This is a genomic window from Sorangium sp. So ce327 (genome assembly GCF_051530205.1).
GTDB lineage: Bacteria > Myxococcota_A > Polyangia > Polyangiales > Polyangiaceae > Sorangium > Sorangium cellulosum_B.
In genome coordinates this window covers 2,814,456-2,838,582 of sequence record NZ_CP150330.1, presented here as the reverse complement: position 1 = coordinate 2,838,582, position 24,127 = coordinate 2,814,456, and the positions used below count along the sequence as shown (strand labels likewise).

Sequence of the window (24,127 nt, the reverse complement as noted above, 5' to 3'; positions counted from 1 at the left end):
GCCATCACGACGCGCCGCGAAACGCGACGGCGGCCGTTTGGACGAGCTCAGTAGTGTACAGCTATACGGTAGGATGCCTTCCGCTTGGTGCCAGCAGTGTACAGCTATACGGTAGGATGCCTTCCGCTTGGTGCGACGTCGCGGTAATCGCAGGCGTTTCACGAGAAGGCCTGTCTGATCGCATAAGGCCCGTTCTGTCGATAAGCTCGTACAGTCGGACTGCACGAGCCAGGAACGGCTCCGAGAATCTTGACTTTGCGGAACGCGTTTGCTTGTCCTATCCGCACAGAGACAGCTGATGGACCTGGTGGAAGACTTCGCCGAGCCTGGGGTCTCGGTGGTCGCCGCGTGCGCCGCGCTGGGAGTGAGCCGTGCGACGTTGTACCGAGGTACGAGCCCGCCGCGGCCACCGGCGATACGAGAGCGCGTGCCGAGTTAGGATTCTCGTGACCGCTGTCTCATCCGCGTTGACAAATTCCACCTCCGTCGACCGAACGAGAATTCGCCGACGTACTTTGGGTTTCGCAGCATCTCGCGAATGGCGGAGTGCATCCAGCCCGCGCCAGCTCGGCATCGCCCACGAGCGCCCACGTGCTCACCCGCGGATCGGACCGAGGGAGCGAACAGCGAAGGAATAAATTTCTAGACCGTGACTCAGGTACTTACAAACGGTAGGTAAACCCGTACGTCCCCTTTATGGAGAGGCCTAATGAACCGCGCTTTCCTCGTCGTCATTCTCAACTCGTTCGCGTGTGCCTCGGCGCTCGTCGGTTGCTCGTCCGATTCGGGCGACACGCAGGGCTCTGGAGGTAGCGCTCCCAATGGTTCCGCAGGCACCGGTGCCGTGGGCACGGGCGGCTCGGCCACGGGCGGCTCGGCCACGGGCGGCTCGGTCACGGGCGGCTCGGCCACGGGCGGCTCGGCCACGGGCGGCTCGGGCACGGGCGGCTCGGGCACGGGCGGCTCGGCCACGGGCGGCTCGGGCACGGGCGGCTCGGACACGGGCGGGGCTGCTGGCTCAGGTGGTAGCGGAGCCGGCGGGGCCGGGTCCGGTGGTGGCGCTGGTGGAGGCTCGGACACGGGTACGTTGTCCGCCGGGTGCGGCAAAACGCCGACCATTGACGCCAGCATGTACAATAACGGCAACCCGATCTCGATTACGGCGGCGAATCGGCAACGTCGATACATCCTGAGCGTGCCGGCCAACTACGACAATAAGAAGCCGTACAGATTGGTCATCGCTTGGCATCAGCTCGATGGAAACGACAAGCAGATGTATCAGCAGAACTACTACTGGCTGAAGGACATCGCCGACGCCGCCAGCAGCACGATCTTCGTGGCTCCCAATGGGGAGAAGAACGGAACGCCGTGCACCGGGAATGGCAACGGGGAAAGCGGCTGCGGGTGGCCCGACTCAAGCGGCGCGAACGTGGCACTCGCGGACGCCGTGGTAGAGCAGGTCGAGCAAAATTTCTGTATCGACAAGAGCAAGATCTTCGCAAACGGCTGGAGTTACGGCGGCAGCATGTCCTACCGGACGGCTTGCTCGCGTCCACTCGATGGAACCGGCACTTGGGGTGTCCGCGCCGTCGCCGTCTACAACGGAATGGCGCAGCTCAGTGCCGGCAACTGCAAGCCGAGCGAAGCGGTCGCCTTCTACGCATCCCATGGCACCAACGACAACGTCCTTCAGTACAGTGCCGGTGTCTCGATGGCGCAGACGTACGCCGGGCTGAACGGTTGCACCTGGAAGGAGCCGACAAGGGCCACCGGAAACCACGTGTGCACCAACTTCATGGGCTGCACGACGGGTTATCCGGTCGAGTTCTGCTCCTTCGTGGGACCGCACACGCCTGATCCGCCGCGAGAGGGTGGTCAACGTTGGCAACCGCAAGAGGTTTGGAAGTTCTTCAGTCAGTTCTAGGCTGCCAAGAGTCGAGCCTAAAACCTCTTGAAAGGTCGGATCGAGTGTGAGCTACAGCGCTTTGTGGAAGCCAAGTTTGCCGACGTGCCCGACGCTCTGTTAGCACCGGGCTCGGAGAGCGATCTCCGGGGCCGTCGCGCTTCTCCCCCACGTTTCCGCGACCTTCGGCGCTCGGCGAGCACCACGCACGCGTAGACAGCGCTCGCGCAGAGAGCCAGTAGTGTACAGCTATACGGTAGGATGCCTTCCGCTTGGTGCGACGTCGCGGTAATCGCAGGCGTTTCACGAGTGGAAGGCCTGTCTGATCGCATAAGGCCCGTTCTGTCGATAAGCTCGTACAGTCGGACTGCACGAGCCAGGAACGGCTCCGAGAATCTTGACTTTGCGGAACGCGTTTGCTTGTCCTATCCGCCGCGTGCCGCTGCCCGAGGGCTTGAGGGGCTGCCGGCCTGGGCGGTGCGCCGGCGTCTGGATGCGCAGGGATGGGGCGCCCCGCCGCAGGGGCGCTGCGCCGCGCGGGGGCCTACTCGTGGACGGCGGCGTAGCGGCCGCTGGGCGTGACGATGACGTGGGCGGTGAGCGGGACGTGCAGTTCCTCGGAGAGGTGGCGCAGCTCCAGGGTCATGTCTTCGTCCTCGCGGGTCGGCGTCGGGTCGCCGCTGGGGTGGTTATGGGCCAGGACGAAGCTGTGGGCTGCCATGTCGAGCGCCGTGCGCCGAACGGTGGAGCGGCCGACGTAGAGGCCGTCGTCGATGCCGCGGGCGAGCATGCGCGTCTCGCGGACGCGGCCGTGGGTGTCGAGCGCGGCGATCCAGAGCTCCTCGTGGACCAGGGAGGCGAGCCTCGGGCCGAAGTAGCGCGCCACGCGGGCGGCGTCGGTGAGGAGCGCGCCCCGGCGCGCGCGGGCGGCGTGGGTGCGGCGGCCGAGCTCGAAGGCGGCGGCGAGGCGGGTCGCGTCACCGAGCGCGATCTGGGTGCGCTCGGCGAGGGCGGCGGGCGAGAGGCGACCGAGCGAGGGGAGAGCGGCCGTGCCGAGGATGCGCGGGCCGACGCCGGGCAGGCCGAGCACCATCTCGAGGAGGGCGGCCTCGGTCGCGGTCGGCAGCTCGGCCGCCGTCGGCGGGGGGCAGACCTTCAACTTCGGGTTCCCCAACACCGATGTCTTCCATTACATCGGACCGTACTCGGCTGCGCCCGATACCCAGCAGCCAAGTCAGACCATCAAGGATGCGGCTGCGGTCAAGAACAACGTGAAGCTCATCTTCATCTCTTGCGGCAGCGCAGACAACCTGATCAACAATAGCAGGAATTATCACGACTTCCTGGATCAGAACAACATCGACCATATTTACCAGATCGAGGCGAACGAAGGTCATACCAAGACCGTCTGGAACCGCAGCTTCTACAACTTCGCCCAGCGCATTTTCCTCGAGGGGAGCGCGACGAGCGGCGGTGGGGCGGGTGGAGCCGGTGGGGCGGGTGGGGCCGGTGAGACCGCGGGCAACGGCGACAGCGCAGGGGAAGGAAGCGGAAACGGCGGTAGCGCAGGGGAGGGAAGCGGAAACGGCGGGGGCGTGCCCGGAAGTGGTGCCGTCACGACAGGCGGTTCTGCGACGACTGGCGGGCAGGTTTCGAGCAGCGCGAGCGGCGGCACCGACGAGGATACGCCCGTGACGGAGGACTCTGGCTGCAGCGTCTCGGTCCCCGGGTCCGAACCCGGAACGCCGCCTTGGCGCTTCGGAATCCATCTTGCGGCGATCGGAGCCCTGCTCTTCGGAGCGCGAGCGAGACGGAATCGCGGCTGAGCGACCGAGCGTCGCCCCGAAATCCCCGCTTTTCAGGCAACTTCAACCCGTTTGTCGCTCTACAGCGGTTCCCGCCCCCTCTGCACCACGCAGAGCAGAGCGACGGTCTCCCGCACAGGAGACGGGCCCAGATCGGCGTTTTCGGCGCGGAAGCGCACTCCGGTGCGCTGAGCACCGAAAACGTCGAGGTGGGCCCGTATCCGAAGCGGGTGACCTTCGCTCCGAGCAGGCGTCTACTCGGGCCAGACCTCGATCCAGACGAACAGCACCTGTCCGGCGGCCTGGTTGTCGACCGCCACCGGATAGACCGTGCGCGCTCGGAGCGCCTCGACGAGGTGACCGTGGTGGATCGCGAACCGCCCGATGAAGTCGTCGTTCACGAGGTCCCTGTCGATGAGCTCACCGCTCAGATGGACATCCGGCGTGAGCGGCACGCGGTACCAGGTCGGCGGTCCGTTCCATCCGGGCGTGCAGGTGTCGCGTTGCCCCGGGCGATCCAGCGCGCGCCTCCCCAGCGATCGGCCGCCCACGAACAGCTCCGCCGAGCCGAAGGGCTCCGGCGGCTCGGTCCCCGCCCCCGCCGCCTCCGCCGCGAAGCCGGCCACGCTGGCGGCCGCCGCGACAGGGTGCTTCGTGCGGAGCAGGCCGCCGATGGCGGTGAGCGCCTCCGCCGGGACCGCGCCCATGCCGTCCCATTGACGGCCGTCCGCCTTCGCCGGGCTGATGACGGCGCCGTCGATGGAGATGCGGACATGCGCCGGCAGCGGCGGCGCCGCCGGCTTGCACGCCGCGCAGCCAAGGGCGATCCCGCACAGCGCGGCCGCTCCGAGAGGACGTGACGCCATGCCTCGAGAGCGTATCCCGGCGGCCGCGCCGCACCAACACCGAAGCGCGCGCGGGGGCGCGGCCTGGTGCGCTGGTCGCGCGGCGGCATCTCGCAGCAAGCCTGTCTGGACGTCAACCGCGCTGGAGCCGGAGGAGGCGCTCCAGCGCCTCGACATCAGCGCGATCCTGAGGTCGATCTGCGGCGCGCTTGTTCGCGATGAGGTCCTCGAGCGCGATGACCGGACAACGGACGTTCTCTGCAAACCCTACCTCGACGCGGCGTGGCCACGCCTCGCCAAACTCGACGCCGGAGATCTGCGTCAGGACATCGATACGTCGCGGCGGCACGCCCATCATGAACCCGATGCCCGGCGCAGCGAGCTCCTGCTCCGTCAGCTCCGAGAGCGGTGCCCCGAACCGACGCAGGGCATCCATCACCCGCGCCGCGTTCTCAGGGCTCGCTTCGACCCAGATATCGAGATCCTTGGTCGCGCGCGGGCGGCCATGCACGCCGACGGCGTAGGCCCCGATCACCAAGAACTTCGCGTCAGCGGCGCACAGGGCGGAAATCAGATCGAGGAAGTCTTCGTTCATGGGCGGATCCCGGGAAGGCCAGCTCGAACAGCTCCTGACTTAGCTTCCAGGTGGCCTCGGCACGCTGGTGGATGGGGATGGAGCTCCAGAAGAGGGCGTCCGCTTCCGCTTGCGCCTCGTCCTCTCCTGGACGAAAGACACGCATCATCCAGCCCGCGCGAGCCAACCGCCGCGCTTCCGCAGCCTCATCACCTGCGCTCATGGCCACACTGTACCATGCCGCTTGGCGGAGCCCATGGACAGGCCAACGCAGCTGCGACCGCATCGACCCGGCGGACGTCCACAGCGCCGTCCACGCAGCTTCCGCCTGATGGACACGGCCCTCTTCCGCACAGCATCCGGGTGCCGCCCGCCGCAAGCGCGGCTCACCCCCGGCTCATCCGCACGATCGCCTCGCCCAGCGCGCCGTCGTCCGCGCCCTCCGCGTCGCCCGAGAGCGCCTCCTCCGCGGCGGCGAGCGCCGCGTCGCGGAGGCGGTAGAGCTCGGGCTCGGGGATGCGCTCGCGCGCGGCGAGCACGCCCGGCGGGACGCCGCGCAGCATCTCCAGGACCAGGCCCAGGCGGCGGCGGGCCTCGGGAAGCGGCGGCGCGCCCAGGCCGAGCCGCCGCCGCGTGGCCCGCGGCGCTCCGGCGAGGCGGCGCGCGGCAGCCTCGGCGACCTCCGCGGCGAGCGCGTTGTACGCGGGCGGCGACGGGAGCCGCGCCTCCGTCCAGACGAGCAGCCGCACGAACTCGCGCGCCCCCTCGAACGCCCGCCGCCCGTGCAGCATGCGCCGGTTGTCGACGACCAGGATGTCCGCCGGGCCGAGCGACAGCTCGATCACCTCGCGTCGCGACGCCTCGATGAACCGCGCGAGGCGCGCGGCGAGCGCGTCTCCAGGCGGCACGACCGGCGCGTGCGTGAGCGCGAGCGCGCCGCCGCGGAGCGACACCGTGGGCCCGAAGAAGTCGCCGAAGACGAACGGGATGCGCCTGTACACCGTGAAGAGCGCGCGGAAGAGCCCGGGATCGGCGCGCTCGATCGCCGAGAGCAGCGGCCAGCCGTCGAGCAGGAGGCAGCCGCCGCCGCGCTCCGCCGGCCTGACGCAGGCCATGATCTGCACCGCCGGAGGCGCGCCCGCGAAGCACTGGCTGTCGGTGTGGAGCGGCGCCGCCGCGGAGCTCGCGGCGAACGACCTGCCGCCCGGCACGGCCTTGATCGGCTGCCGCTCCACAAGGAGCGGCCTTGCCCCGAGGAGCCGCTCGGCGAAGCTCCACGGCGCCCGCGCGGCCTCCTCCGGCGCCAGCGCCGCGTCGCCGCGGAGGACCGAGAAGCCGCGCGCCGCGAGCTCGTCGAAGAGCCTCGCCGGACCGCCCTCCGGCCCGGGCCAGATCCATCGCTCATTCATGGGCGCGCTCCGCGAGGGGGCTCGAAGGGGAAAATCATCCTGTTTATCCAGCACAACCAGACCCGCTGGTCGCGCCGTCCACCCCGTTCACGCATCGAGAAAGCGCGCCTCCCGGAAGCCGGCCCGGAGCAGGTCGCGCGGGATGGGCACGATCCGGAGCAACGGCGCGCCCTCGGGCACCTCGATCGGCGCCCCGAGCCGGCGCACGTGGAACACCGCCGGGGTCGCGAAGAACGCGTCGGTCGCGACCACGCCGCGCATCACGTCGTAGCCGTCGCCGTTGACGCCGTCGAGCAGGCTGGACCAGCCCGGCGGCGTCCGGGTGAAGGCCCACGGCTTCACGAAGAAGTGAGGCTCGCCCGGCGGATGCGGCGTGAAGTACTTCGTCAGGTACCAGAGCGCCCCGCGGTTCGCGGCGATGAAATCGTCGCCGAAGGCCTGCGCGAACGCGCGCTCCACCGCGGCCGCCCCGTCGGCGAGGCGCGGCGCCTCCGGCGCGACGGCCAGCGTGTGCCCGTCGAACGTCGCGCGGAACGGGACGGCGTTCCTCACCACGATCGACGCGAGCCGCCGAGCACCCCCGCGCCAGGGGACCGGATCCGGCCCGGCCGCGGTCGTGACCTCGGTCACCTCGGTGATCTCCGGCGCCGCCGGCCCGGCGACGACCAGCCGCACGCGCGCCGGCCCTGCGCTCCCCTCGCCCGTGCTCTCCCCGCCCGCGCTCCCCTCGCCCGCGCCCCCGCCCGCGCTCCCCTCGCCCGCGCTCCCCTCGCCCGCGCTCCCCTCGCCTGCGCTCGCGTTCCGCCCACCCGCCGTGCCCCCGACGAGCCGTCGGTACTTGCGGGTCACCTGGCCCTTCTTCACCGCGAAGTACTTCGCGTCGTAGAACTCCGCGTGCGCCCGCCCCACCTCGGGCGCGTCCGCGAGCGAGCACGCCTCGATCTGCACGTCGGGGAGCACGGGCGCGATGCAGCCGATCTCCCCCTCGAGCTGCAGCCGCTGCGGGGCCTCGTCGCGGACGCGCAGCTCGACCACCAGCGGGACGAACGCGCCGTCGTCGGCGAGGTACGCCTCGCTCACCTCGATGAGCGCGTTCCGGCGGTTGGCTGCCCCCGCGACGCGCAGCCACAGGCCCGGGTCGGGGCGCACCAGGAGCCCGGTCCACAGGCGCAGGCGGGGCGGCCCCAGCCCCTTCCGGCACGTCCAGGCGAGGCCGCCGCGCAGCGCCCGGTGCCATGCCCCTTCCGGCGCCAGGAACCCCTGCGAGACCAGCCGCGTCAGCGCGGCGCGGTGCGCGCGGGCGAGCGCCTCGCGGTGCTCTCCCGCCGGCTCGGCGCGGAGCGACCCGAGGCGCCGCCGCACCTCGATCGGCCGCGCCAGCGTGATCTGGAGCCCGAACGCGTTGCCCTCGAGCAGCGGCACACACGCCTTCGCCACCCGGAGCGGCACCGCGCCGTCGAGATCGCCGGTGCGCCGGGTGAGCCGGCACAGGCCGAGGGCGTCGAGCACCTCGAAGCGGGCGTCACCCGCCGCAGCCACCACCACCGCCGCAGCCGCCGCCGCCGCCGCAGCCGCCGCCGCCACCGCAGCTCGACGAGCTGCAGCTCGATCCGCCGGACGAGCCGCCCCCCGTCGAGACCGGGGGGGGCGGGGTCATCGCGTAGACCATCGGCCCGAAGAGCGGCGACATCGCGAGCGCCGCCGTGCCGCTCGCGGCGACCGTCAAGCCGATGTCCACCGCCTGCCGGCGGCGGCCGCTCGCGACGTCCGAGCGGAGCGAGACGGTCGAGTCGTCGAGCCACCTGAGGTAGTCCGACTTCATGGTGCTGTAGGCGCTCGCGGTCCGCGCGACGATCCACGTGGCGACGAGCAGCGCGATCATCTCCACCACCAGGAACGCGTAGGGTCGGTCGAGCTCCTCCGCGCGGATGGCGCGGATCAGCCCCACGCCGAGCAGGCCGACGCCGACCGCCCACACCACGGCCGAGAGGGCCGTCATCGTCCCCCGCGGGCGCAGCATCCCCGCGGCGGTGAGCTCGAGGCGGAGCTCCTGCTCGAAGCGGGCCGCGATCTGGTCGGCGGAGGCGCGCACCTGATCGAGCGAGAGCGTCACCGTCTGCTGGCCGTGCGCGCCCCTCGACGAGAGCGAGCTGAAGAACGCCGCGAGCACCCGGTCCGGCGGGGGCGAGCCGACCAGGAGGTGGAGCGCCTGCGGCGCGTCCTTCGCGTCCCCCGCGGGCACGAGCCAGCCCGCGCCCATCGCGACCGCGATCAGCGTGGCGGCGACGCCCTTGTTCCCGTCGCGGAGGTACGCGATCGCCCAGTACTCGTCCGGCTGCGGGATCCAGCCCGCCGAGAGCCGCTGCCGCCACGCCGGTGAGCGGTACGGCGCGCCCCCCGCGGGGACGCTCGCCTGCCCCGCTCGATCCAGGGAGGCGCCGACGGCGCTGCGCACCAGGATGGCGACGACGAGGCCAGAGACCGAGAGCGCCAGATAGAAGAGCAGGAACGCCGGCCCCGACGCCATGTCGAACGGGAAGAAGTCGAAGATCTCGTGGATCATCGCGCCGCCTCCGGGTGCTCCAGCCGGTCGACGTCGTCGAGACCGCGCGCGCGAGCAGCTCCGCCAGCGCCGCGTAGGCCGCGCCCGGCGCCTCGTGGACGCGCTTCAGCGGGGCCACGTCGACGCCGAGGAGCTTGCCCGCTCCGGCGAGCACCGCGCCCAGATCGTCGCCGCCCTCGATCCCGTGCAGGCCGAGCAGGGCGTGGAGCGCCCCGCGGATCTGCTTCACCTTGCGGGAGACCGCGCCCTTCAGGGCGTCGTCCGCGCCCATCCCGTCCACCACCGCGCGCCGGAGGCGGATCTGCGCCTCGCGCAGCTCCTGCTCGACCCGCAGGCGGCGGTTCTTGCCGTCGATCACGAGCGCCGAGAACGGGTCGCTGCCGGAGAGGAGCACGTGGCACCGGCGGATGTCGTCGTAGAGCAGCGGGAACACGTCCGCGGCCCGCGGGATCTCGGCGGCGGTGAGGATCATCGCCTCGATGCGGGCCGCGTAGCGCGCGATCTGGAGCGCGTTGGCGATCGCGTCGAGGCTCTGGCGGGAGGCCTCCTTGAGCACCACCATCAGATCGACGTCGCTCTGCCCGTCGCGGTAGCCGCCCCGCGCCGCGCTCCCGTACACGAGCAGGCACGAAAGCTCGTCGCCGAGCGTCCGCTCCAGGCTCTCCTTGAGCTCGACGAGCCGCGCCTGCACCGGCGCCGGCAACCTGGAGACGGCGCTCTCCGTGGCGATGGATCCCTCGTTCATGGTCTACCTTCGCGGCTCGACGAGCCGGACCTCGGCGCTCGAGCCAATCCCCTTGATCGCCCAGACTACCCGACCTCCCGGCAGCCGCTCTCGCCGAATGAACGGCAGGAGCCTGGGCCTGACGCTCCCGTCGCCCGAGGGCCCGACGAAGCGGGCGCGGAGCAGCAGGCGGTCGACGATCGCCTCGGGCGCGAGCCGGGCGTCGTCCGCCGCCGCCGCGGCGATGCGGAGCGCGTCGGCGACCGCCGTGAGGCGCGGGGCCCGCGGCGACGCCTCGACGCACCGGGCCCCGAGGCGCGCGGCCGCCTCGCGGTGAGACGAGAGCCGCGGCAAGAGCGGGAGCGCGTCGTCGACGCGCTTGCGCTGGAGGATCGCCCGCGACCGGGCGACGTCCCCGGCGTCGAACGGAGCCACGGCCTCCGGCGGCGGATCGACGGGTGAGGTGAGCAGCTCGGCCACGCGGGCCTGGACCTCGGCGAGCGCCGACGCCTCGAAGGGTGAGACGTCGGCAGAATTTTGCACCAAGGCGGCACGAGAGGCGGGCAACCCCGGTCGGGTCGGCGCCAACGTGGATGCGGCCAGCGTGGGTCGGGGCAACGTCGGTCGGGTCAACGTCGGTCGGGTCAACGTCAACGTCGGTCCGGCCAACGTCGGTCGGGACGGCGCGGACCGGGCGATCGCCCTCGCGGTCGCGATCTCGGCGGCGAGCGCGGCGAAGGGCGGGAAATCGCCGTCGCGCTCGAGGAGGATCGGGAGCGGGCCGGTGCGAGCGACGACCTGCGCCAGCAGGTCGAACACCGGCGCGGGGACCGGATGGGCATGCGTGTCGAAGTAGAAGCCGTGCTCCAGGACGCCGCCGGCGATGTGGATCATCGCCACGCGCTCGAGCGGGTAGGAACGGACGAGCTCCCCGGGATCGACGCCGGCGTTGACGGCGTTCGCGTAGACGTTGCCGACGTCGAGGAGCAGATCGCACCCGGTGCGGCCGACGACCTCGGCATAGAAGTCCCCCTCCCCGAGGGCGTCGTCCGGGAACCGCAGCGTGCACGCCGCGTTCTCGAGCAGCAGGGGGATGTCCGGGAGCGCCCGACGGGCGGCGGCGACGTTCCGCGCGACGGCGCGCGCCGCCTCGAGCGTGTACGGCAGCGCGGTGAGGTGGCCGATCTCCCGGCCGCCGCCGCGCACGAACGCGACGTGCTCGCTCACGACCGGGGCCGAGAGCTCCCGGCAGAGCGCCCCGAGGCGGCGCGCGCGCTCCATGTCGATGCCCGAGGCGCTGCCGAGCGAGAGCTTCACGCCGTGGGGCACCACCGGCCAGATGCGCGCGATGGCCGAGGCCTCGCGCCGCGCGGCCGGGCTCGCGAAGCAGGCCTCGGCGACGACCTCGACGAAATCCACGGCGCCGGGCGCAGACAGGAGATCGGCCGCGATCTCGGGGCGGAATCCAACGCCGACGACGCCGACGCCGGCGAGGGGCGAGCTGGGAGCGGGCACGAGCACGCGGGGACCTGCCTCAGTCTGCCCTCGCGGAGGGATCCGGAACAGAGGACATCACCCATCCATGGCACGGGCATCAAATCTCGCCCTGCTCGATCCGGCCCCCCACCCCGAGGTGCGCGCCCATGACGTGGGCGACGGTCGCGGTGCCGAAGAAGGATCGAGCCTGCGGCGGGAAGGCCAAGACAGGTTCGGGAGCGCATCGCTCCGCATCCTCGGGGGAGATCTGCCCCTGATAGCTCCCATAGGAGCCCTGCATTCGCGGCCCGCGCGTGCTTTCTTGGCCCACCCTCCTGCCGTGTGGTTCGGATGACCGGAACAATGGAAGCTCACCTGGACCGGCCGTCCGCCGGCCCTACCGCCGAGCCGGTGGTGATCGAGCGGGGATCACGGCTCTCCCGGTCCATCCTGTGGAAGCTCCAGCGCGACTATTTCGAGCGCGCCGGCGTGGGCGCCTGGCGCACCGGGCAAGTCCCCCACTACATCACCAGCAACCCCTTCGTGGCGGGCGCCTACGCGCGCATCGTCACGGCCTTCCTGCGCGATCTCGCGGCCGCTGGAGCGCTCGCGCCCGGCGAGCCGCTCACCGTGATCGAGCTGGGCGCGGGATCGGGGCGCTTCGCGTATCACTTTCTGCAGAAGCTCCTCGCCGAGCCACGCATCCCGCTCCTCCAGGGGGCACCCATCCGCTACGTGATGACCGACGTCTCGCCGGCGAACCTCGCCTTCTGGCGGGCCCACCCGCAACTCCGCCCCTTCTGCAACGCCGGCGTGCTCGACATAGCCCGCTTCGACGCCGAGCGCGACACGTCGTTGATGCTCGAGATCTCGGGCGTGACGCTCTCGCCCGGCGGTGCGCAGCGGCCGCTCGTGGCGATTGCCAACTATGTTTTCGATGGGTTGCCGCAGGACGCGTGGGTCCTCCGGGGTGGCGTCCTGCACGAGAGCCGCGTCACCCTCGCCGCGCCCGCCGGGACAGGCGATCTCGCCGACCCGGCCCCGCTCGATCAGCTCGACGTCGCCTACGAGCACGAGCCCGTGGATGGCGCGCCGTACGTCGATCCCGACCTCGAGTTCCTCGTCGCCGAGTACCAGCAGACCATCGGCGAGGGCGCCCTCCAGCTCCCCATTGCCGCGCTCGAGTGCGTGCGCGCGCTCTCGCGGCTCGCGGGCGGCGGCTTCCTCCTGCTCTCTGCCGACAAGGGCTATTGCCACGAGGAGGAGCTGCTCCACCGCGATGCGCCGCACATCGCGCGACACGGGAGCATCTCGCTGGACGTCGACTACCACGCCATAGGTCGCTTCGTGGAGCGCCTCGGCGGAGAAGCGCTGTTCCCCGCGCACGCTCCGCGGAGCCTCTGCTTCGGCGCCTTCTTGCTCGACGCGCCCGCGGGAGGCGCCGAGACGCGCGCCGCGTTCGCGGCGACCGAGGTCTTCGGTCCGGGCGACTGGTTCATGCTCAAGAAGGGTGTCGAGGCTGCCGCTGCCGGGATGGACTTACCCCACGTGCTCGCCGCGCTCCGCGCGGGCGGCGACGACGCGAAGCTGTTCATGGACGTCTTCGATCGGCTCCTTCCGCTCTCGCGCTCCGCCTCCCCCGCCGAGCGGCGCGCCTGCTTCAATCTCGGACGGCGGCTGTGGGAGCTGCACTACGAGATCGGGGAAGAGCGCGATCTGGCGTTCCACCTGGGCGTGTGGATGCGCGAGCTGGACTATCGCGAGGAGGCCATTCGCTACTTCGAGCGCTCGCGCGCGACGCGCGGGACGAAGGGGGTGACGGCCTTCAACCTGGCCTATTGCCACCTGGGCCAGCAGCGCGCCGCCGAGGCCCTGCGCTGCGTAGAGGAGGCGATCGCGGCCGATCCCACGCTGCCCGAGGCGCGGGCGCTGCGCACGGAGATCCGGGCCATCCTGCGCGACGAGGCGGCGTGAGTGACGAGAAGCTACCGCCGCACCCCGCGACCGTACGGGTGTCGAGACCGGCGCACCCGGCGACGGTGCAGAGGAAAGCAGCGCCGTTCTGGATGCCGAGGGCGCCGCCGCCGCACCCGGCGACGCTGCCGCGCGTGGTGGTGCAGCCGAAGGCGATCCAGCAGGGGCCGCCGCACACAGCGACGGTGCAGAGGACGGCGGCGCGAGCGCCGGCCTCGGACACGAAGGACGTGCCGGACGTCAAAGCACCGGCGGCAGCGAGCGACGTCACACAAGCTCTGCTGAAGATGCTCAAGAACGCTTACCAGATGAAGACCTTCAAGCGTCAGGGCTTCACGAAGGACCAACGCCTTGATGCCTGGCTGGCCGAAGCAAAGAAAGACGCCGAGGCGCTCAAGGCAGATTTCGACAAGAAGGCGGCACAAGAAGCGATCACGAGCATGAGCGAGACGCTCGCCGTCAAGGGGATGCACCTGCGACATGTCATCCCGTATTCCGACATCGCCGGTGTGTTCTACATCGCGACATCGGACGCATCCTTCAAGCTGCTGGGCGAAGACAAGTACAGAGAGCTTCGCCAGCTCGTCACGACGCTCGTCGACCTCCTCGGCGAGAAAGAAGATCAGGCGACGTGGAGAGGCCTCGTCAGCGCGACCGGCCTCCTGACGAAGAGCGCCACGCGATCGGCGGTGAGGGTGCTCTGCCGCAGGATCGCGAACGCCAAAAAGAACCTCTTCGAGGGCAGCGGGACGGTCAACATGGCCATCCAAAACAGGCTGGACCCCAGCGTCTACGCCGCAGCGCTCGAGAGTTCTCATCTGGAAAGCCTGTGCAAGTGGTGGTTCGACTGCTTCACTCTCTTGGGTATGAACCCGCGTCTCGAGAAGGCGCGCATCTACAGCATCACAAAGAAGACATACATCGATACCAAGGTCTACTCGCACGAGGGCTCGCGCCCCTTGGGGACTGTGTACGAGCCGGATGAGGAGCTAGAATGGTTCGATTTCGATCTCAAGGAATTTGATGCATGAGCAAGGTCATGCCCTCCGCGACGTCACGCGAGATGAGCGCGCCCACGCCCGGTAACGGCGTGTAAGTGAGGGATTTTGCGCGCTGCGAACTGAGGGAATTTTGCGGCCGACTGGGGTACCTCCCTCACTCCCCGCTGCCGAGCGAGAGCTTCACGCCGTGGGGCACCACCGGCCAGATGCGCGCGATGGCCGAGGCCTCGCGCCGCGCGGCCGGGCTCGCGAAGCAGGCCTCGGCGACGACCTCGACGAAGTCCACCGCGCCGGGCGCGGACAGCAGATCGGCCGCGAGCTCGGGGCGGAATCCAGCGCCGACGGCGCCGGCACCGGAGAGGGGCGATCTGGGGGCGGGCACGAGCACGCGGGGACCTGCCTCAGTCTGCCCTCGCGGAGGGATCCGGAACAGAGGCCATCGGGATCGGCTAGAAGTCGAGCTCACCCGAGATGCGAGAGGCAGCACCCATGCGCGTGGCGATCCTCGACGACTACCAGGGCGTGGCGCTCCGGATGGCCGACTGGCGGAGCCTCCTCCCGGCGGCCGAGGTGCAGGCCTTCACCGACCACCTCGACGACCTCGAGGCCCTGGCCGCGCGGCTGCGCCCCTTCCAGGCCGTGGTGCTGATGCGCGAGCGCACGCCGTTCCCGCGCGCGCTGTTCGAGAGGCTCGACGGCCTCCGGCTGCTGGTCACGGCGGGCATGCGCAACGCCTCGATCGACCTCGCGGCCGCGACCGAGCGCCGCGTCCAGGTCTCGGGCACCGACATGCTGCCCTACCCGACGGCGGAGCTCACCTGGGGGCTCATCCTCGCGCTCTTCCGGCACATCCCGGCCGAGGACCGCGCCGCGCGGGCGGGCCGCTGGCAGACGACGCTCGGCCTCGGCCTCAAGGGCAAGACGCTCGGGCTCGTCGGGCTCGGCAAGCTCGGCGGCCAGGTCGCGCAGGTGGGCCGCGCCTTCGGCATGGAGGTCATCGCCTGGAGCCAGAACCTCACCGCCGAGCGCGCCGCCGAGGTGGGCGCCCGCCTCGTCCCGAAGGACGACCTCTTCGCCGGCGCCGATGTCGTCAGCATCCACCTCGTGCTGAGCCCGCGCACCCGCGGGCTGGTCGGCGCGGCCGAGCTCGGGCGGATGAAGCCGACCGCGTTCCTCGTCAACACCTCGCGCGGACCCATCCTCGACGAGGCGGCGCTGCTCGCCGCCCTGCGCGCGCGTCGCATCGCCGGCGCGGCGCTCGACGTCTTCGAGCCCGAGCCGCTGCCCGCGGATCACCCGCTGCTCGCGCTCGACAACACGGTGATCACGCCGCACCTCGGCTATGTCACCGAGGAGGGCTATCGCCTGGTCTATGGCCAGGCGGTCGAGGACATCCGCGCCTTCCTCGACGGCAAGGCGCTGCGGCCCTTGAACCAGCTCCCGGTCGATGTGGCCCCGCTCGGATAGGCTCCGCCGCCGCGCCCCGCGCGTCAGAGGAACTGGCTGCTCCACTTGCGGAACGTCATGATGCCTTTCTCCCCGGCGCACAGGACGGGCTGAGCGCGGTAGATCTTGTTCTCCCAGATCGGGATGTCCTCCTCGATCTGCCGGCAGACCTCCGCGGCCACGGCCTGGCCGAGGCGCTTCGCGCCGTCGTTGCGCAGCCAGAAGGCGACGCGGATGTCGACGAGATCCTCGTCGATCGGGGTGACCGTGTTCACGAAGAGGAGCTCGACGATGCCGGTGAAGCGGATCGTCCCGTACCCCATGCCGTGGCCTTCCCATGTGATCGTGCCGTCGACCACCTGCCCTCCCGGGCCCTTCTGCTTCACCGCGGACCTGGATCGGATGATGTGGCCCTCGATCTCGATCTCGGTCCGAGGCGGCACCAGCATGCCGTGCACCGCGACGAAGTGCGCCGGATCCACGATGTTCTCGAGGGTCTCCTGGACGTGCGTCCGGACCCTCCAGCGCTTGCTCAGGCTCAGGGACCACTCCGGCGAGCGCGCCTCGGCGAGCGGCGGGATCTCGAAGGCAGCGGGCTCGCCGCCGAGCGCGTGGTGGACCAGGATCAGGCCGTCGAGCTCCCGTACCTCCCAGGCGCGGGTCCTCGCTCTCGGCGGGATCGTGTCCGCATAGGGGATGTGCACGCACTTCCCTTCGCCGGAGATCACCCACCCGTGGAACGGGCACCGGATGCCGCCCTGCTCGACGCGGCCGCCCACCCCGAGGTGCGCGCCCATGTGAGGGCAGTGGGCGTCGAGGACCCGGGCCTGTCCGTCCTGCGTCCGGAACAGCACCAGATCCTGCCCGAAGCAGCGGAGCGAAACGGGCCCGCCCGCGGGCAGCTCGTCCGAGGTGGCGACCTGGAACCAGCCTTGGGGGAAGGGCTGCAGAGGGATTCGAGCGCTCACGTGGGTCTCCTCGGCTCAACGTCTGTCGGGGTCGCCCGTACGCTCATGCAGCGCGGGGCGGAGGGGCCTTGTCGTACCGTTGATCGCGGCATGAGCTCGTCATCTTACGAGACCCGGACGCGCCGAGGTACCGCCAAGCTGGCTCCTGCGGGCCTCGCGCGCCCGAGCGGGCGGCCGCGCTCCTGGTGAGGCCGCCTGTCCGCCGCTTGCCCTGCCCGCCCGCGAGCTCTCTGCCGATCGCCGCCGGCGGGATCCCCGGTGTTCACCGCCCGCGGCTCGTCCCCTGTCAGCGCGCCGCCGCGAGCTGCTCCAGCCCCTCGTCCACGCCGATGACAGGCGCATACCCGAGCTCGGCGCGGGCGCGGTCGGTCTTCACGGTCACCGAACGCGACATCATGGCGGCGGCGAAGCGGGTCATCGGCGGTGCCCGGCGGACGCCGAGGAGGCGCCAGGCGCCCTCGATCGCGGCCGCGAGCGGGAGGACGACGGCGCTCGGGATGCTGCGCCCGGGCAGCGCCACCCCTTGCGTCCGCGCCAGAGCCGTCAGGAACTCGCGAAGCGTGCGCGTGCCGTCGTCGGCGACGAAGTAGGCGCGCCCGCCCTGGCCGCGCTCCAGGGCGAGCAGCAGCGCGTGCACGAGGTTCGCGACGTGCGTCGTCGACGTGCGCGCGCCGCCGCCGTCGAGCCAGGCGAAGCTCCCCTCCCGCGCCATGCGCAGCACGACGGGCAGCACCGTCGCGTCCCGTGGGCCCCAGACGAAGCGCGGGCGAATGGAGACGGTGGTCATGCCGCCGGGTTCGTGCGCCGCGAGCACGCGCCGCTCCGCCTCTGCCTTCGTCTCCGAGTACAGGAAGCGCTGCCTCTCGGGATAAGGGTGCGTCTCGTCGATATCGATGAGATCGTGGCCATCGAAGAGCGCCGCCTCGGTGCCGACGTGGACGAACCGGCGCACACCGGCGGCGCGCGCCGCGGCGAGCACCCGCCCCGTCCCCTCCACGTTGCCCTCCCAGAACTGCGCGCGCGTCCCCCACTCCTCGACAACCGCGGCGCAGTGCACCGCGGCCTCGGCGCCCGCGAGGTCCTCGCCCTTCAGCGTCGCGAGATCCGCCGCGACCGGCGTCGCGCCATAACGTCGCACGACGTCAGCGCTCCTCGGCGAGCGCGCCAGCGCGCTCACCTCGTGACCGGCGCGCACGAGCCCCTCGATGAGATGGCCTCCGATGAACCCCGAGCCCCCTGTAACGAAGACCTTCATGGCCGCCACGATGCCCGCGCTCTCACTGGATGTCCAATGCGACCAGCGGCGAGGCCGGGACGGGCGCAGCGGTCGCGTCGTCTCACCTCTCGCCTCCACCAAGCAAAGCGACCACGACTGCCCGCAAGCGAGCGATCTCGCCTTGGAGTGCATCATTTTCCCGCCGCAGACGCGACTCCGCCTCTCGTGACCGCGAGAGGTCGGCTTTCTGCTGTTGAAGGACGCGGTGCAACTGGCGCCGCTCGACGAGCAGCGGGCGGTTCAGATGAAGACGCTGGATGTGAAACCAGCCGCGAGGCGTCAGCCCGATCAGCCGACCGTGAACTGTCTCCTCGACGTGCGCGCCGAGATCGTCACGCTGAGGGCGAAGAAGCCGCAAGCTGTCCGGTGCGCCGTGTGCGGGGGCATAATCGCCCTTGAACCGATTGCACGCGGTGCAAGCGTAGACGAGGTTCTCGATGTCGTCGGAACCACCCGCCGCGAGCGGGTAGAAGTGATCAATCTCCAGCTCGCCTCCCACCGACGTTTCGGAAACGCCGCAGTAACCACACCGTCCACCGAAGGTGGCCCGCACGATTGCGCGCGCTTCAGTGGAGACGGCCATTCATGCAGCGGGGAGCGGCCCGCCGGCGACGCGGGCAAGTCCGTCGAGGATGGACGCGCGGCGCCGATCGAACTCTTCGAGGAACCTGCGCGTGTCGGTCACGAGGGCCTGTTGCTGTGCCATGAGCTGGGCCAGTTGCTCGTTCTCGCCCTCGACGCTGGCCAGCTCGACCGCCAGCTCGCCGGCCTCGGCACGCAACCGAGCCATCTCCGGGGCAAGCACCGCCGCCTCCTCCGCCTCGATCCGGGCCATCAGCGCCGCGAGCTCCTCCTGCTCAGGCTGTGTCAGCGTGCCGGAAAGCTCCCTGTCACGGAGGCGGTCGAGCTTGCTCTGGTCGTCCTCGGTCCAGCTCATGGCAGCCACCCTACCCATACCAGGCTGGGAGCGCAGGGGCAACGGCAGGCGCTCGCGACGTGTGGCGACGCAAATGGCACAGCCGCCGCCATCTCCAGTCTGGCAGCACGCGCATGCAGGCTGACTGCACACGCACGTGGCCCCCGGTGCCGACTCGTTGGTCGCGACCCACTTATCGTCGGCGGGATCGTCGGAGGGAGTGCTCCGGCGCCAAGACCGGTCCTGCCGCCGAGCTGCGCAACCCGAGCCATTTCGCCCGGTTGCACGAATGTACAACTTCGTGTACATCTATGGAATGGCGCATCGCTACTCCGTCGCAGAAGCTCGGGCCCATCTCCCCTCTATCATCGAGCAAGCGGAAGCGGGTGAGGTCGTCGAGCTCACCCGGAGAGGTCGCCCCGTGGCGGTCGTCTTGTCCCGGGAGGAGTTCGAGCGGCTGCGCTCGGATCGACCGAGCTTCGGCGACGCGTACCGTGCATTCCGGAAGAGGCACGACCTCGATGAGGTGGGCCTGGAGCGCGACTTCGCCGCGTCCGTTCGCGACCGTTCGCCGGGTCGACAGGTCAAGCTGTGAGCCCGCGCTTCTTGCTCGACACCTCCACGATCTCGGAGCCGATGAAGCAGGCGCCCGACGAGGCGATGCTCGCGAAGATCGAGGCCCACGCGCACGAGAGCGCGCTCGCCGCCCCCGTGTGGCACGAGCTGTGGTACGGCTGTCGGCTCCTGCCCTCAGGCAAGCGGCGCACGGCGCTGGAGGCGTACCTGCGCGAGGTCGTCTACCTGTCTCTTCCCATCCTGCCGTACGATGCCGCGGCCTCGGCATGGCATGCCGACGAGCGCGCTCGGCTTGATGGAAAGGGAACGCCGGCACCGTTCGTGGACGGCCAAATCGCCGCCATCGCGAAGAGCAACGACCTGATCCTGGTAACGGTGAACACCCGAGATTTTCGGCGATTTCAGGGCCTGCCGATCGAGAACTGGTCGAGCAGAAAGAAGCAGTAGGCGCCGAGTCATCGTATCGACAGCGAAGGCAGGTGCCGCCGCGCAGCCGCGCGCGACAGCCGCTCAAGGGCGGCGCGGCTCAGCCGAGGAAGTCGAGGACATCCTCGTTGAACTTCTCGGGGTTCTCGAGCCACATGAAGTGGCTGCCCCCCTCGTCCGCGCCGAAGAGGAGGAGCTCGGCGCCGGGGATCTGGTCGGCGACCCACTGCTGGGAGATGGGGTTGAAGATGCTCGCATCTCCGCCGACGACGAGCGTGGGCACGTCGATCCGCGGGATCACGTCCCTCCAGTCCTGCTCGGCCTGGTTTACGAGCAGCTTGGCGGCGTACTCGCGCGGGAGCTTCAGGTTCTGCTCGACGACCAAGGCGAGCTGATCCGCCGGGTAGCCGGGGGTGAACATGGTGGCCACGAGCCCGTAGGTCGTGGCGATCCCGTCGGGCCCGCGCAGCGCGGCCGCCGTCTCGTGGAGCGTCTGCGGGGTGAACAGGGCCCCCGCCTCGACCGCCTCTTCCGCGGACCAGTCGGGCCAGGCCGTCATCGCAGGGCCCACGTCGACAAGGATCAGGCGGTCGATGTAGCGTCCCCCGTAGTTGTCCCAGTAGCCGTAGAGCGCGCCGCAGCCCATCGAGTGACCGAGGACGGAGAGGTGCTTGAGCCCCATCCCGCGGATGAATTCGTAAAGATCCCTGCTGAAGCGCGCCATGCGGTAGCCGTGCTCGGGCTTCTCCGACTCGCCATGTCCGCGCCAGTCGAGCGCGAAGACATGGTGGTGCCGCGCGAAGGCGAGGATCTGCGCCCTGTACAGCGCGGCCGACTGAGACCACCCGTGCAGGAGCAGCAGCGGCCTCCCCCTCCCCGCCTCCAGGTAGTTGAGGGCGACCCCATCGCTCGTCGTGAAGGTCCCGGAGCGGATGCGCGGCGCCGCCGACGCCTCGCCACCGAGCAAGCTCGTGGCGGCCAGCCCCGCGCCGAGGCCCACCGCCTGCTTCAGCACCTGGCGACGGGTAGGGGTCGAGCTGGACGAAGGTGCTGCTTGCTTCTTGTCGGTCATGGCTCTTGATCTCCACTGCCGGCCGCGCGCGAGGCTGCCCCTCGATCACACGCTGCCACAGCCAAAAGGAAGAGTCTCGACGCGACCGCGGCGATCGCCCGGATTGACGATCATCTCGACCGCGCCGTCGGGCAGATTGTTCACGAACGGACCAAGGCCGCAAGTAAATACAAATTATAAACGGCGCAAGCAAATCTCCGACGCCGGGGCGTGTCCACGCAGGAGACAGGCCGCGCGGCGCCGCGATCGCGACGGCGCGCGCTGTATCATGCCATGAACCGGACGCGATAAATCGGAGGGGGGTGGCTTGAGATCAGCTGCCATGAATCGCCTTGATCTTTTCTGCGCGGTAGCGTCGCACGCCCGTGACATGTCACGGTCGCGGCGTGACACGTCACGGTCGCGGCGTGACATGTCACGGTCGTGGCGCGTGGAGCGCCGCGGTCACCCCCGAGGCGCCGGCAGAGCGCTGGCCCTGCGCGCGGGATGGAAAGCGCCTTCTTCGGTCGATATCCCCAGCATCTGCGGCGTGCGGCGCCCCGAGCGCGTCCGCCAAGGCACCAGAGCCGCCGAGCAGAACCACGGCGGGCACGGCCGTTGCTAACGCGGTTGCTAACGCTGCTGACGACAGTTCAGGAAGCGGATTGACCGGCGCTTCCACGGTATTCTGAGCCATGCAACACGACCTCCTTGCCCGACGCGCGGCGCGCGCCGTGCCATTCTTCTTCTCCCTCTCGGCCCTCTCGGCGAGCTGCTCTCGCGGCGCGCCCGAGCCTCCGAGCGTCGACGGCACCGGCGGCACCGGCGGACATCCGGCGACCGTTGACGCGACCCAGGCCAGCACGCACGGGTCCGGGACTGCAAGCGAGGCGGCGGCCGGCGCCGGCGTCCCGGGTGACGCTGGCCCGGACGCTCCCCCCGAGGCGCCTCAAGATCCAGGCGACAGCACCTGGAGAGCCACGGGTTGGCTCGAAAGGTGCCAGGTCGACGTCGCCGACGAGCCCAGCAAGGCGCTGCCGTCCTTGCGCTGGGAGCAGTGCCCGGGCAGCGCTCCGGGCTGCACGTCGCTCGTCGTCGACTGGGACGCCGGCAAGTATCCGTGGACCGCCTCGCCGACCGTCGTTCGATGGGGCGACGGCTACCGCGTCGGGCTGTATTTCGAGTACCGGGGTGAGCGACGGACCGGCGTCTACGACGCCGACGGGACACCGCTGGCCGCATGGCGCTACAAGGACCTCGAGCCGACCGTGCCCGAGACCAACCCGAGACAGGAGTACTGCATACCGACGGTGCCCAGCGTCGGTCATGAGCGGGTCTGGCTCGGCGCGCAGAGGGTGAGCGTCGAGGCGCCCGGCTCGGCCTACCTCGTCTCCGGCTACGACGCGCTCGCCACCGCGAGCCAACCCATCCCGGTCGACGCGCCGAGCCACGGCCTCTACACGACCGACGACACCCTCGCGCTATCGGGGCCCGGGTCCGGCACGGTCAACATCTACGACAGGATCAGCGGCCAGGCCAAGAGGTTCGGTCGCCAGTCTGGCAACGACGCGCCATCGTTCTACGAGATGGTTCCAGTCGGCGATCATGCGCTCGGCCTGGCGACCCTCGAAGACGCCACGTCCGAGGGGTGGATCTGGAGCCGCCAGACCCACACCATCGAACCGCTGCTCCGGGCGGAGTCGCCTCGGGTCATCGCCGACGTCAAGAGCGACGGCCAGACGCTCGTGTGGCTGGAGGCGGAGCCCTACTCCGACGACGGGCTCTACGGGGCGTCCAGCCTCTGGACCAGCCCCTTCGCGGCGACGAAGGCGGCTCTCGCTCCGGAGGAGCGCCGGCCGGGCCCGATCATCGGATACCCGATCTCGGCCGCCGGGGAGGGCTTCTATGCCGTCTATGCGATCGGCGAGGACGTGATCCACGTCTACCGCCTGTCCGACGCCCATCACTGGTCGTTCACGACGCCGCCCGAGCTCTTCGCTATCCAGAACATCGCTCACGTGGACTCCCGCGAGGTCTGGGTCTGGGTCCGGGGCGGTATCGTACGCCAGGCGATCTCGGGGCTCGGCGCCGGCGATCCCGCCCCGTGATGTCCGCCCCCCACGCCCGGGACGAGCCTGGACGATAACGCGGCAAGTCCCATGGCGCGGCCCGCATGCCCGTACCAGGGCGCACCCCCTGGCGCCTGCGGCCGCGCAAGCGGCGGCACGGGTTCGCACGGGTTCAGGGATCGCGCGCTCCCGCGACACCTGGCTGGCGGGAAGCCTGCCTGGCTGGTAGTAGCCGAGCTGGTAGCAACCTCGTGAGCCCCCTCCTCTCCACCGCGGCGTCGTGGGAATGCGCATCACGCCGCCTGTCGGCTCGAGCGGAGCGGGGCTATTGCCCTGGAGAGCAGACATGTTGAAGGTGGCGATCATCCTGGGGAGCACGCGGCCGGGCCGCAACGGCGAGGCTGTCGCGAAGTGGGTGCACGACGTGGCGACGAAGAAGGGCGGCGCCGACTACGAGCTCGTCGATATCAAGGATTTCGACCTGCCGTTGCTCGACGAGCCGGCGCCCCCGTCGATGGGACAGTACACCAAGCCTCACACCAAGGCGTGGGCGGCGAAGATCGATTCGTTCGACGCCTTCGTGTTCGTCACGCCGGAGTACAACCACGGCACCTCGGGCGCGCTCAAGAACGCGATCGATTACCTGTACAAGGAGTGGAACAACAAGGCGGCTGGCTTCGTGAGCTACGGCAGCGCGGGAGGCTCACGCGCCGTCGAGCACCTCCGGCTCGTCATGGCCGAGCTCCAGATCGCGGACGTGCGCTCGCAGGTCATGCTCTCTCTGTTCGACGACTTCGAAAATTTCAGCGTGTTCAAGCCCCGCCCCCGCCACGAGAAGTCCGTCGGCACCTTGCTCGATCAGCTGCTCGCGTGGGCCGGAGCGATGAAGACGCTGCGCACCGGGTGAGCAAGGCGCGCTCGCGGAGCCTCACGGGCCCGACGACGCCGACCCGCAGCGATTCTCGTGGCGTTCGCCGATTCTACCGCGGACGTTGCAGGAGGGTACCAGGAGCACCCCGTGGAGGGGAAATCGGCGCCTGAGACCGCCGACAGGAAACCAGCGCCGACCTCGATTGTGTAGGGTGTCAGATGGCGCAACCCTTGGTCGGCTCGTGGGGCTTCACG

The 24,127-nt window shown here is 70.3% G+C and carries 23 protein-coding genes and 1 pseudogene; 9 read left to right on the top strand and 15 right to left on the bottom strand.

Annotation, left to right across the window (positions count from 1 at the left end):
• Positions 1-435: 435 nt before the first annotated feature.
• Positions 436-591: a recombinase family protein gene (locus WME95_RS10800; protein WP_437637178.1), complete on the bottom strand. Its 156-nt coding sequence runs from the start codon at positions 589-591 to the stop codon at positions 436-438.
• Between the two features lie 118 nt (positions 592-709).
• On the opposite strand from WME95_RS10800, the gene WME95_RS10795 reads away from it, so the two are divergent.
• The gene (locus WME95_RS10795; RefSeq protein WP_437908311.1) at positions 710-1,924 is read left to right on the top strand and encodes an alpha/beta hydrolase family esterase; all 1,215 of its coding nucleotides are present in this window, start codon (positions 710-712) and stop codon (positions 1,922-1,924) included.
• A 523-nt stretch (positions 1,925-2,447) separates the two neighbouring features.
• On the opposite strand, the gene WME95_RS10790 is transcribed toward WME95_RS10795, so the two are convergent.
• Entirely contained in the window at positions 2,448-2,996 is a 549-nt protein-coding gene (locus WME95_RS10790; RefSeq protein WP_437910973.1) for a JAB domain-containing protein, read from the bottom strand.
• Between the two features lie 178 nt (positions 2,997-3,174).
• Here WME95_RS10790 and WME95_RS10785 point away from each other — a divergent pair, with 178 nt between their 5' ends.
• Positions 3,175-3,729, top strand: coding sequence for a hypothetical protein (locus WME95_RS10785; RefSeq protein WP_437908310.1), 555 nt, complete (start codon positions 3,175-3,177; stop codon positions 3,727-3,729).
• A gap of 233 nt (positions 3,730-3,962) precedes the next feature.
• On the opposite strand, the gene WME95_RS10780 is transcribed toward WME95_RS10785, so the two are convergent.
• The 7 genes and pseudogenes from WME95_RS10780 to WME95_RS10750 form a co-directional block, all read right to left on the bottom strand.
• Positions 3,963-4,574, bottom strand: coding sequence for a hypothetical protein (locus WME95_RS10780; RefSeq protein WP_437908309.1), 612 nt, complete (start codon positions 4,572-4,574; stop codon positions 3,963-3,965).
• Between the two features lie 112 nt (positions 4,575-4,686).
• Positions 4,687-5,148 (bottom strand): DUF6036 family nucleotidyltransferase, encoded by a 462-nt coding sequence (locus WME95_RS10775; protein ID WP_437908308.1) that lies wholly within the window; start codon positions 5,146-5,148, stop codon positions 4,687-4,689.
• A gap of 365 nt (positions 5,149-5,513) precedes the next feature.
• Positions 5,514-6,536: a TauD/TfdA family dioxygenase gene (locus WME95_RS10770; RefSeq protein ID WP_437908307.1), complete on the bottom strand. Its 1,023-nt coding sequence runs from the start codon at positions 6,534-6,536 to the stop codon at positions 5,514-5,516.
• 87 nt (positions 6,537-6,623) lie between these two features.
• On the bottom strand, positions 6,624-8,120 hold the full coding sequence (locus WME95_RS10765; protein WP_437908306.1) for a hypothetical protein: 1,497 nt from the start codon (positions 8,118-8,120) through the stop codon (positions 6,624-6,626).
• Entirely contained in the window at positions 8,059-9,099 is a 1,041-nt protein-coding gene (locus WME95_RS10760; RefSeq protein ID WP_437908305.1) for a hypothetical protein, read from the bottom strand. The genes WME95_RS10765 and WME95_RS10760 overlap by 62 nt, the downstream gene beginning before the upstream one ends.
• Before the next feature lie 508 nt (positions 9,100-9,607).
• Positions 9,608-9,844, bottom strand: a pseudogene (locus WME95_RS10755) (nucleotidyltransferase domain-containing protein); the annotation flags it as partial.
• A gap of 3 nt (positions 9,845-9,847) precedes the next feature.
• Complete coding sequence (locus tag WME95_RS10750) at positions 9,848-11,344, bottom strand: DUF692 domain-containing protein (RefSeq protein ID WP_437908304.1); 1,497 nt, start codon at positions 11,342-11,344, stop codon at positions 9,848-9,850.
• Positions 11,345-11,662: 318 nt separating this feature from the next.
• Between WME95_RS10750 and WME95_RS10745 the strand changes: the two genes are divergently transcribed.
• Positions 11,663-13,273, top strand: a complete 1,611-nt coding sequence (locus tag WME95_RS10745; protein ID WP_437908303.1) for an SAM-dependent methyltransferase — start codon at positions 11,663-11,665, stop codon at positions 13,271-13,273.
• Positions 13,270-14,304, top strand: coding sequence for a hypothetical protein (locus WME95_RS10740; protein WP_437908302.1), 1,035 nt, complete (start codon positions 13,270-13,272; stop codon positions 14,302-14,304). The genes WME95_RS10745 and WME95_RS10740 overlap by 4 nt, the downstream gene beginning before the upstream one ends.
• 124 nt (positions 14,305-14,428) lie before the next feature.
• Here WME95_RS10740 and WME95_RS10735 read toward each other — a convergent pair whose 3' ends face one another.
• A complete protein-coding gene (locus tag WME95_RS10735) occupies positions 14,429-14,662 on the bottom strand; it encodes a multinuclear nonheme iron-dependent oxidase (RefSeq protein WP_437908301.1) in 234 nt (77 codons plus the stop codon).
• A 101-nt stretch (positions 14,663-14,763) separates the two neighbouring features.
• Here WME95_RS10735 and WME95_RS10730 point away from each other — a divergent pair, with 101 nt between their 5' ends.
• On the top strand, positions 14,764-15,741 hold the full coding sequence (locus tag WME95_RS10730) for a D-2-hydroxyacid dehydrogenase family protein (RefSeq protein WP_437908300.1): 978 nt from the start codon (positions 14,764-14,766) through the stop codon (positions 15,739-15,741).
• A 23-nt stretch (positions 15,742-15,764) separates the two neighbouring features.
• On the opposite strand, the gene WME95_RS10725 is transcribed toward WME95_RS10730, so the two are convergent.
• The 4 genes from WME95_RS10725 to WME95_RS10710 form a co-directional block, all read right to left on the bottom strand.
• Positions 15,765-16,688, bottom strand: coding sequence for a Rieske 2Fe-2S domain-containing protein (locus WME95_RS10725; RefSeq protein WP_437908299.1), 924 nt, complete (start codon positions 16,686-16,688; stop codon positions 15,765-15,767).
• 286 nt (positions 16,689-16,974) lie between these two features.
• Positions 16,975-17,943: an NAD-dependent epimerase/dehydratase family protein gene (locus WME95_RS10720; protein WP_437908298.1), complete on the bottom strand. Its 969-nt coding sequence runs from the start codon at positions 17,941-17,943 to the stop codon at positions 16,975-16,977.
• A gap of 82 nt (positions 17,944-18,025) precedes the next feature.
• Positions 18,026-18,547, bottom strand: a complete 522-nt coding sequence (locus WME95_RS10715) for an HNH endonuclease (RefSeq protein WP_437908297.1) — start codon at positions 18,545-18,547, stop codon at positions 18,026-18,028.
• Positions 18,548-18,901, bottom strand: coding sequence for a hypothetical protein (locus tag WME95_RS10710; protein WP_437551552.1), 354 nt, complete (start codon positions 18,899-18,901; stop codon positions 18,548-18,550).
• Between the two features lie 268 nt (positions 18,902-19,169).
• On the opposite strand from WME95_RS10710, the gene WME95_RS10705 reads away from it, so the two are divergent.
• The gene (locus WME95_RS10705; RefSeq protein WP_437908296.1) at positions 19,170-19,475 is read left to right on the top strand and encodes a type II toxin-antitoxin system Phd/YefM family antitoxin; all 306 of its coding nucleotides are present in this window, start codon (positions 19,170-19,172) and stop codon (positions 19,473-19,475) included.
• Positions 19,472-19,903 (top strand): type II toxin-antitoxin system VapC family toxin, encoded by a 432-nt coding sequence (locus WME95_RS10700; RefSeq protein WP_437716767.1) that lies wholly within the window; start codon positions 19,472-19,474, stop codon positions 19,901-19,903. The genes WME95_RS10705 and WME95_RS10700 overlap by 4 nt, the downstream gene beginning before the upstream one ends.
• A 79-nt stretch (positions 19,904-19,982) precedes the next feature.
• Here WME95_RS10700 and WME95_RS10695 read toward each other — a convergent pair whose 3' ends face one another.
• A complete protein-coding gene (locus tag WME95_RS10695) occupies positions 19,983-20,954 on the bottom strand; it encodes an alpha/beta fold hydrolase (RefSeq protein ID WP_437908295.1) in 972 nt (323 codons plus the stop codon).
• Between the two features lie 674 nt (positions 20,955-21,628).
• Here WME95_RS10695 and WME95_RS10690 point away from each other — a divergent pair.
• Both WME95_RS10690 and WME95_RS10685 read left to right on the top strand, forming a co-directional pair.
• Positions 21,629-23,041 (top strand): hypothetical protein, encoded by a 1,413-nt coding sequence (locus tag WME95_RS10690; protein WP_437908294.1) that lies wholly within the window; start codon positions 21,629-21,631, stop codon positions 23,039-23,041.
• Between the two features lie 307 nt (positions 23,042-23,348).
• Complete coding sequence (locus WME95_RS10685; RefSeq protein ID WP_012234515.1) at positions 23,349-23,909, top strand: NADPH-dependent FMN reductase; 561 nt, start codon at positions 23,349-23,351, stop codon at positions 23,907-23,909.
• Positions 23,910-24,127: the final 218 nt, after the last annotated feature.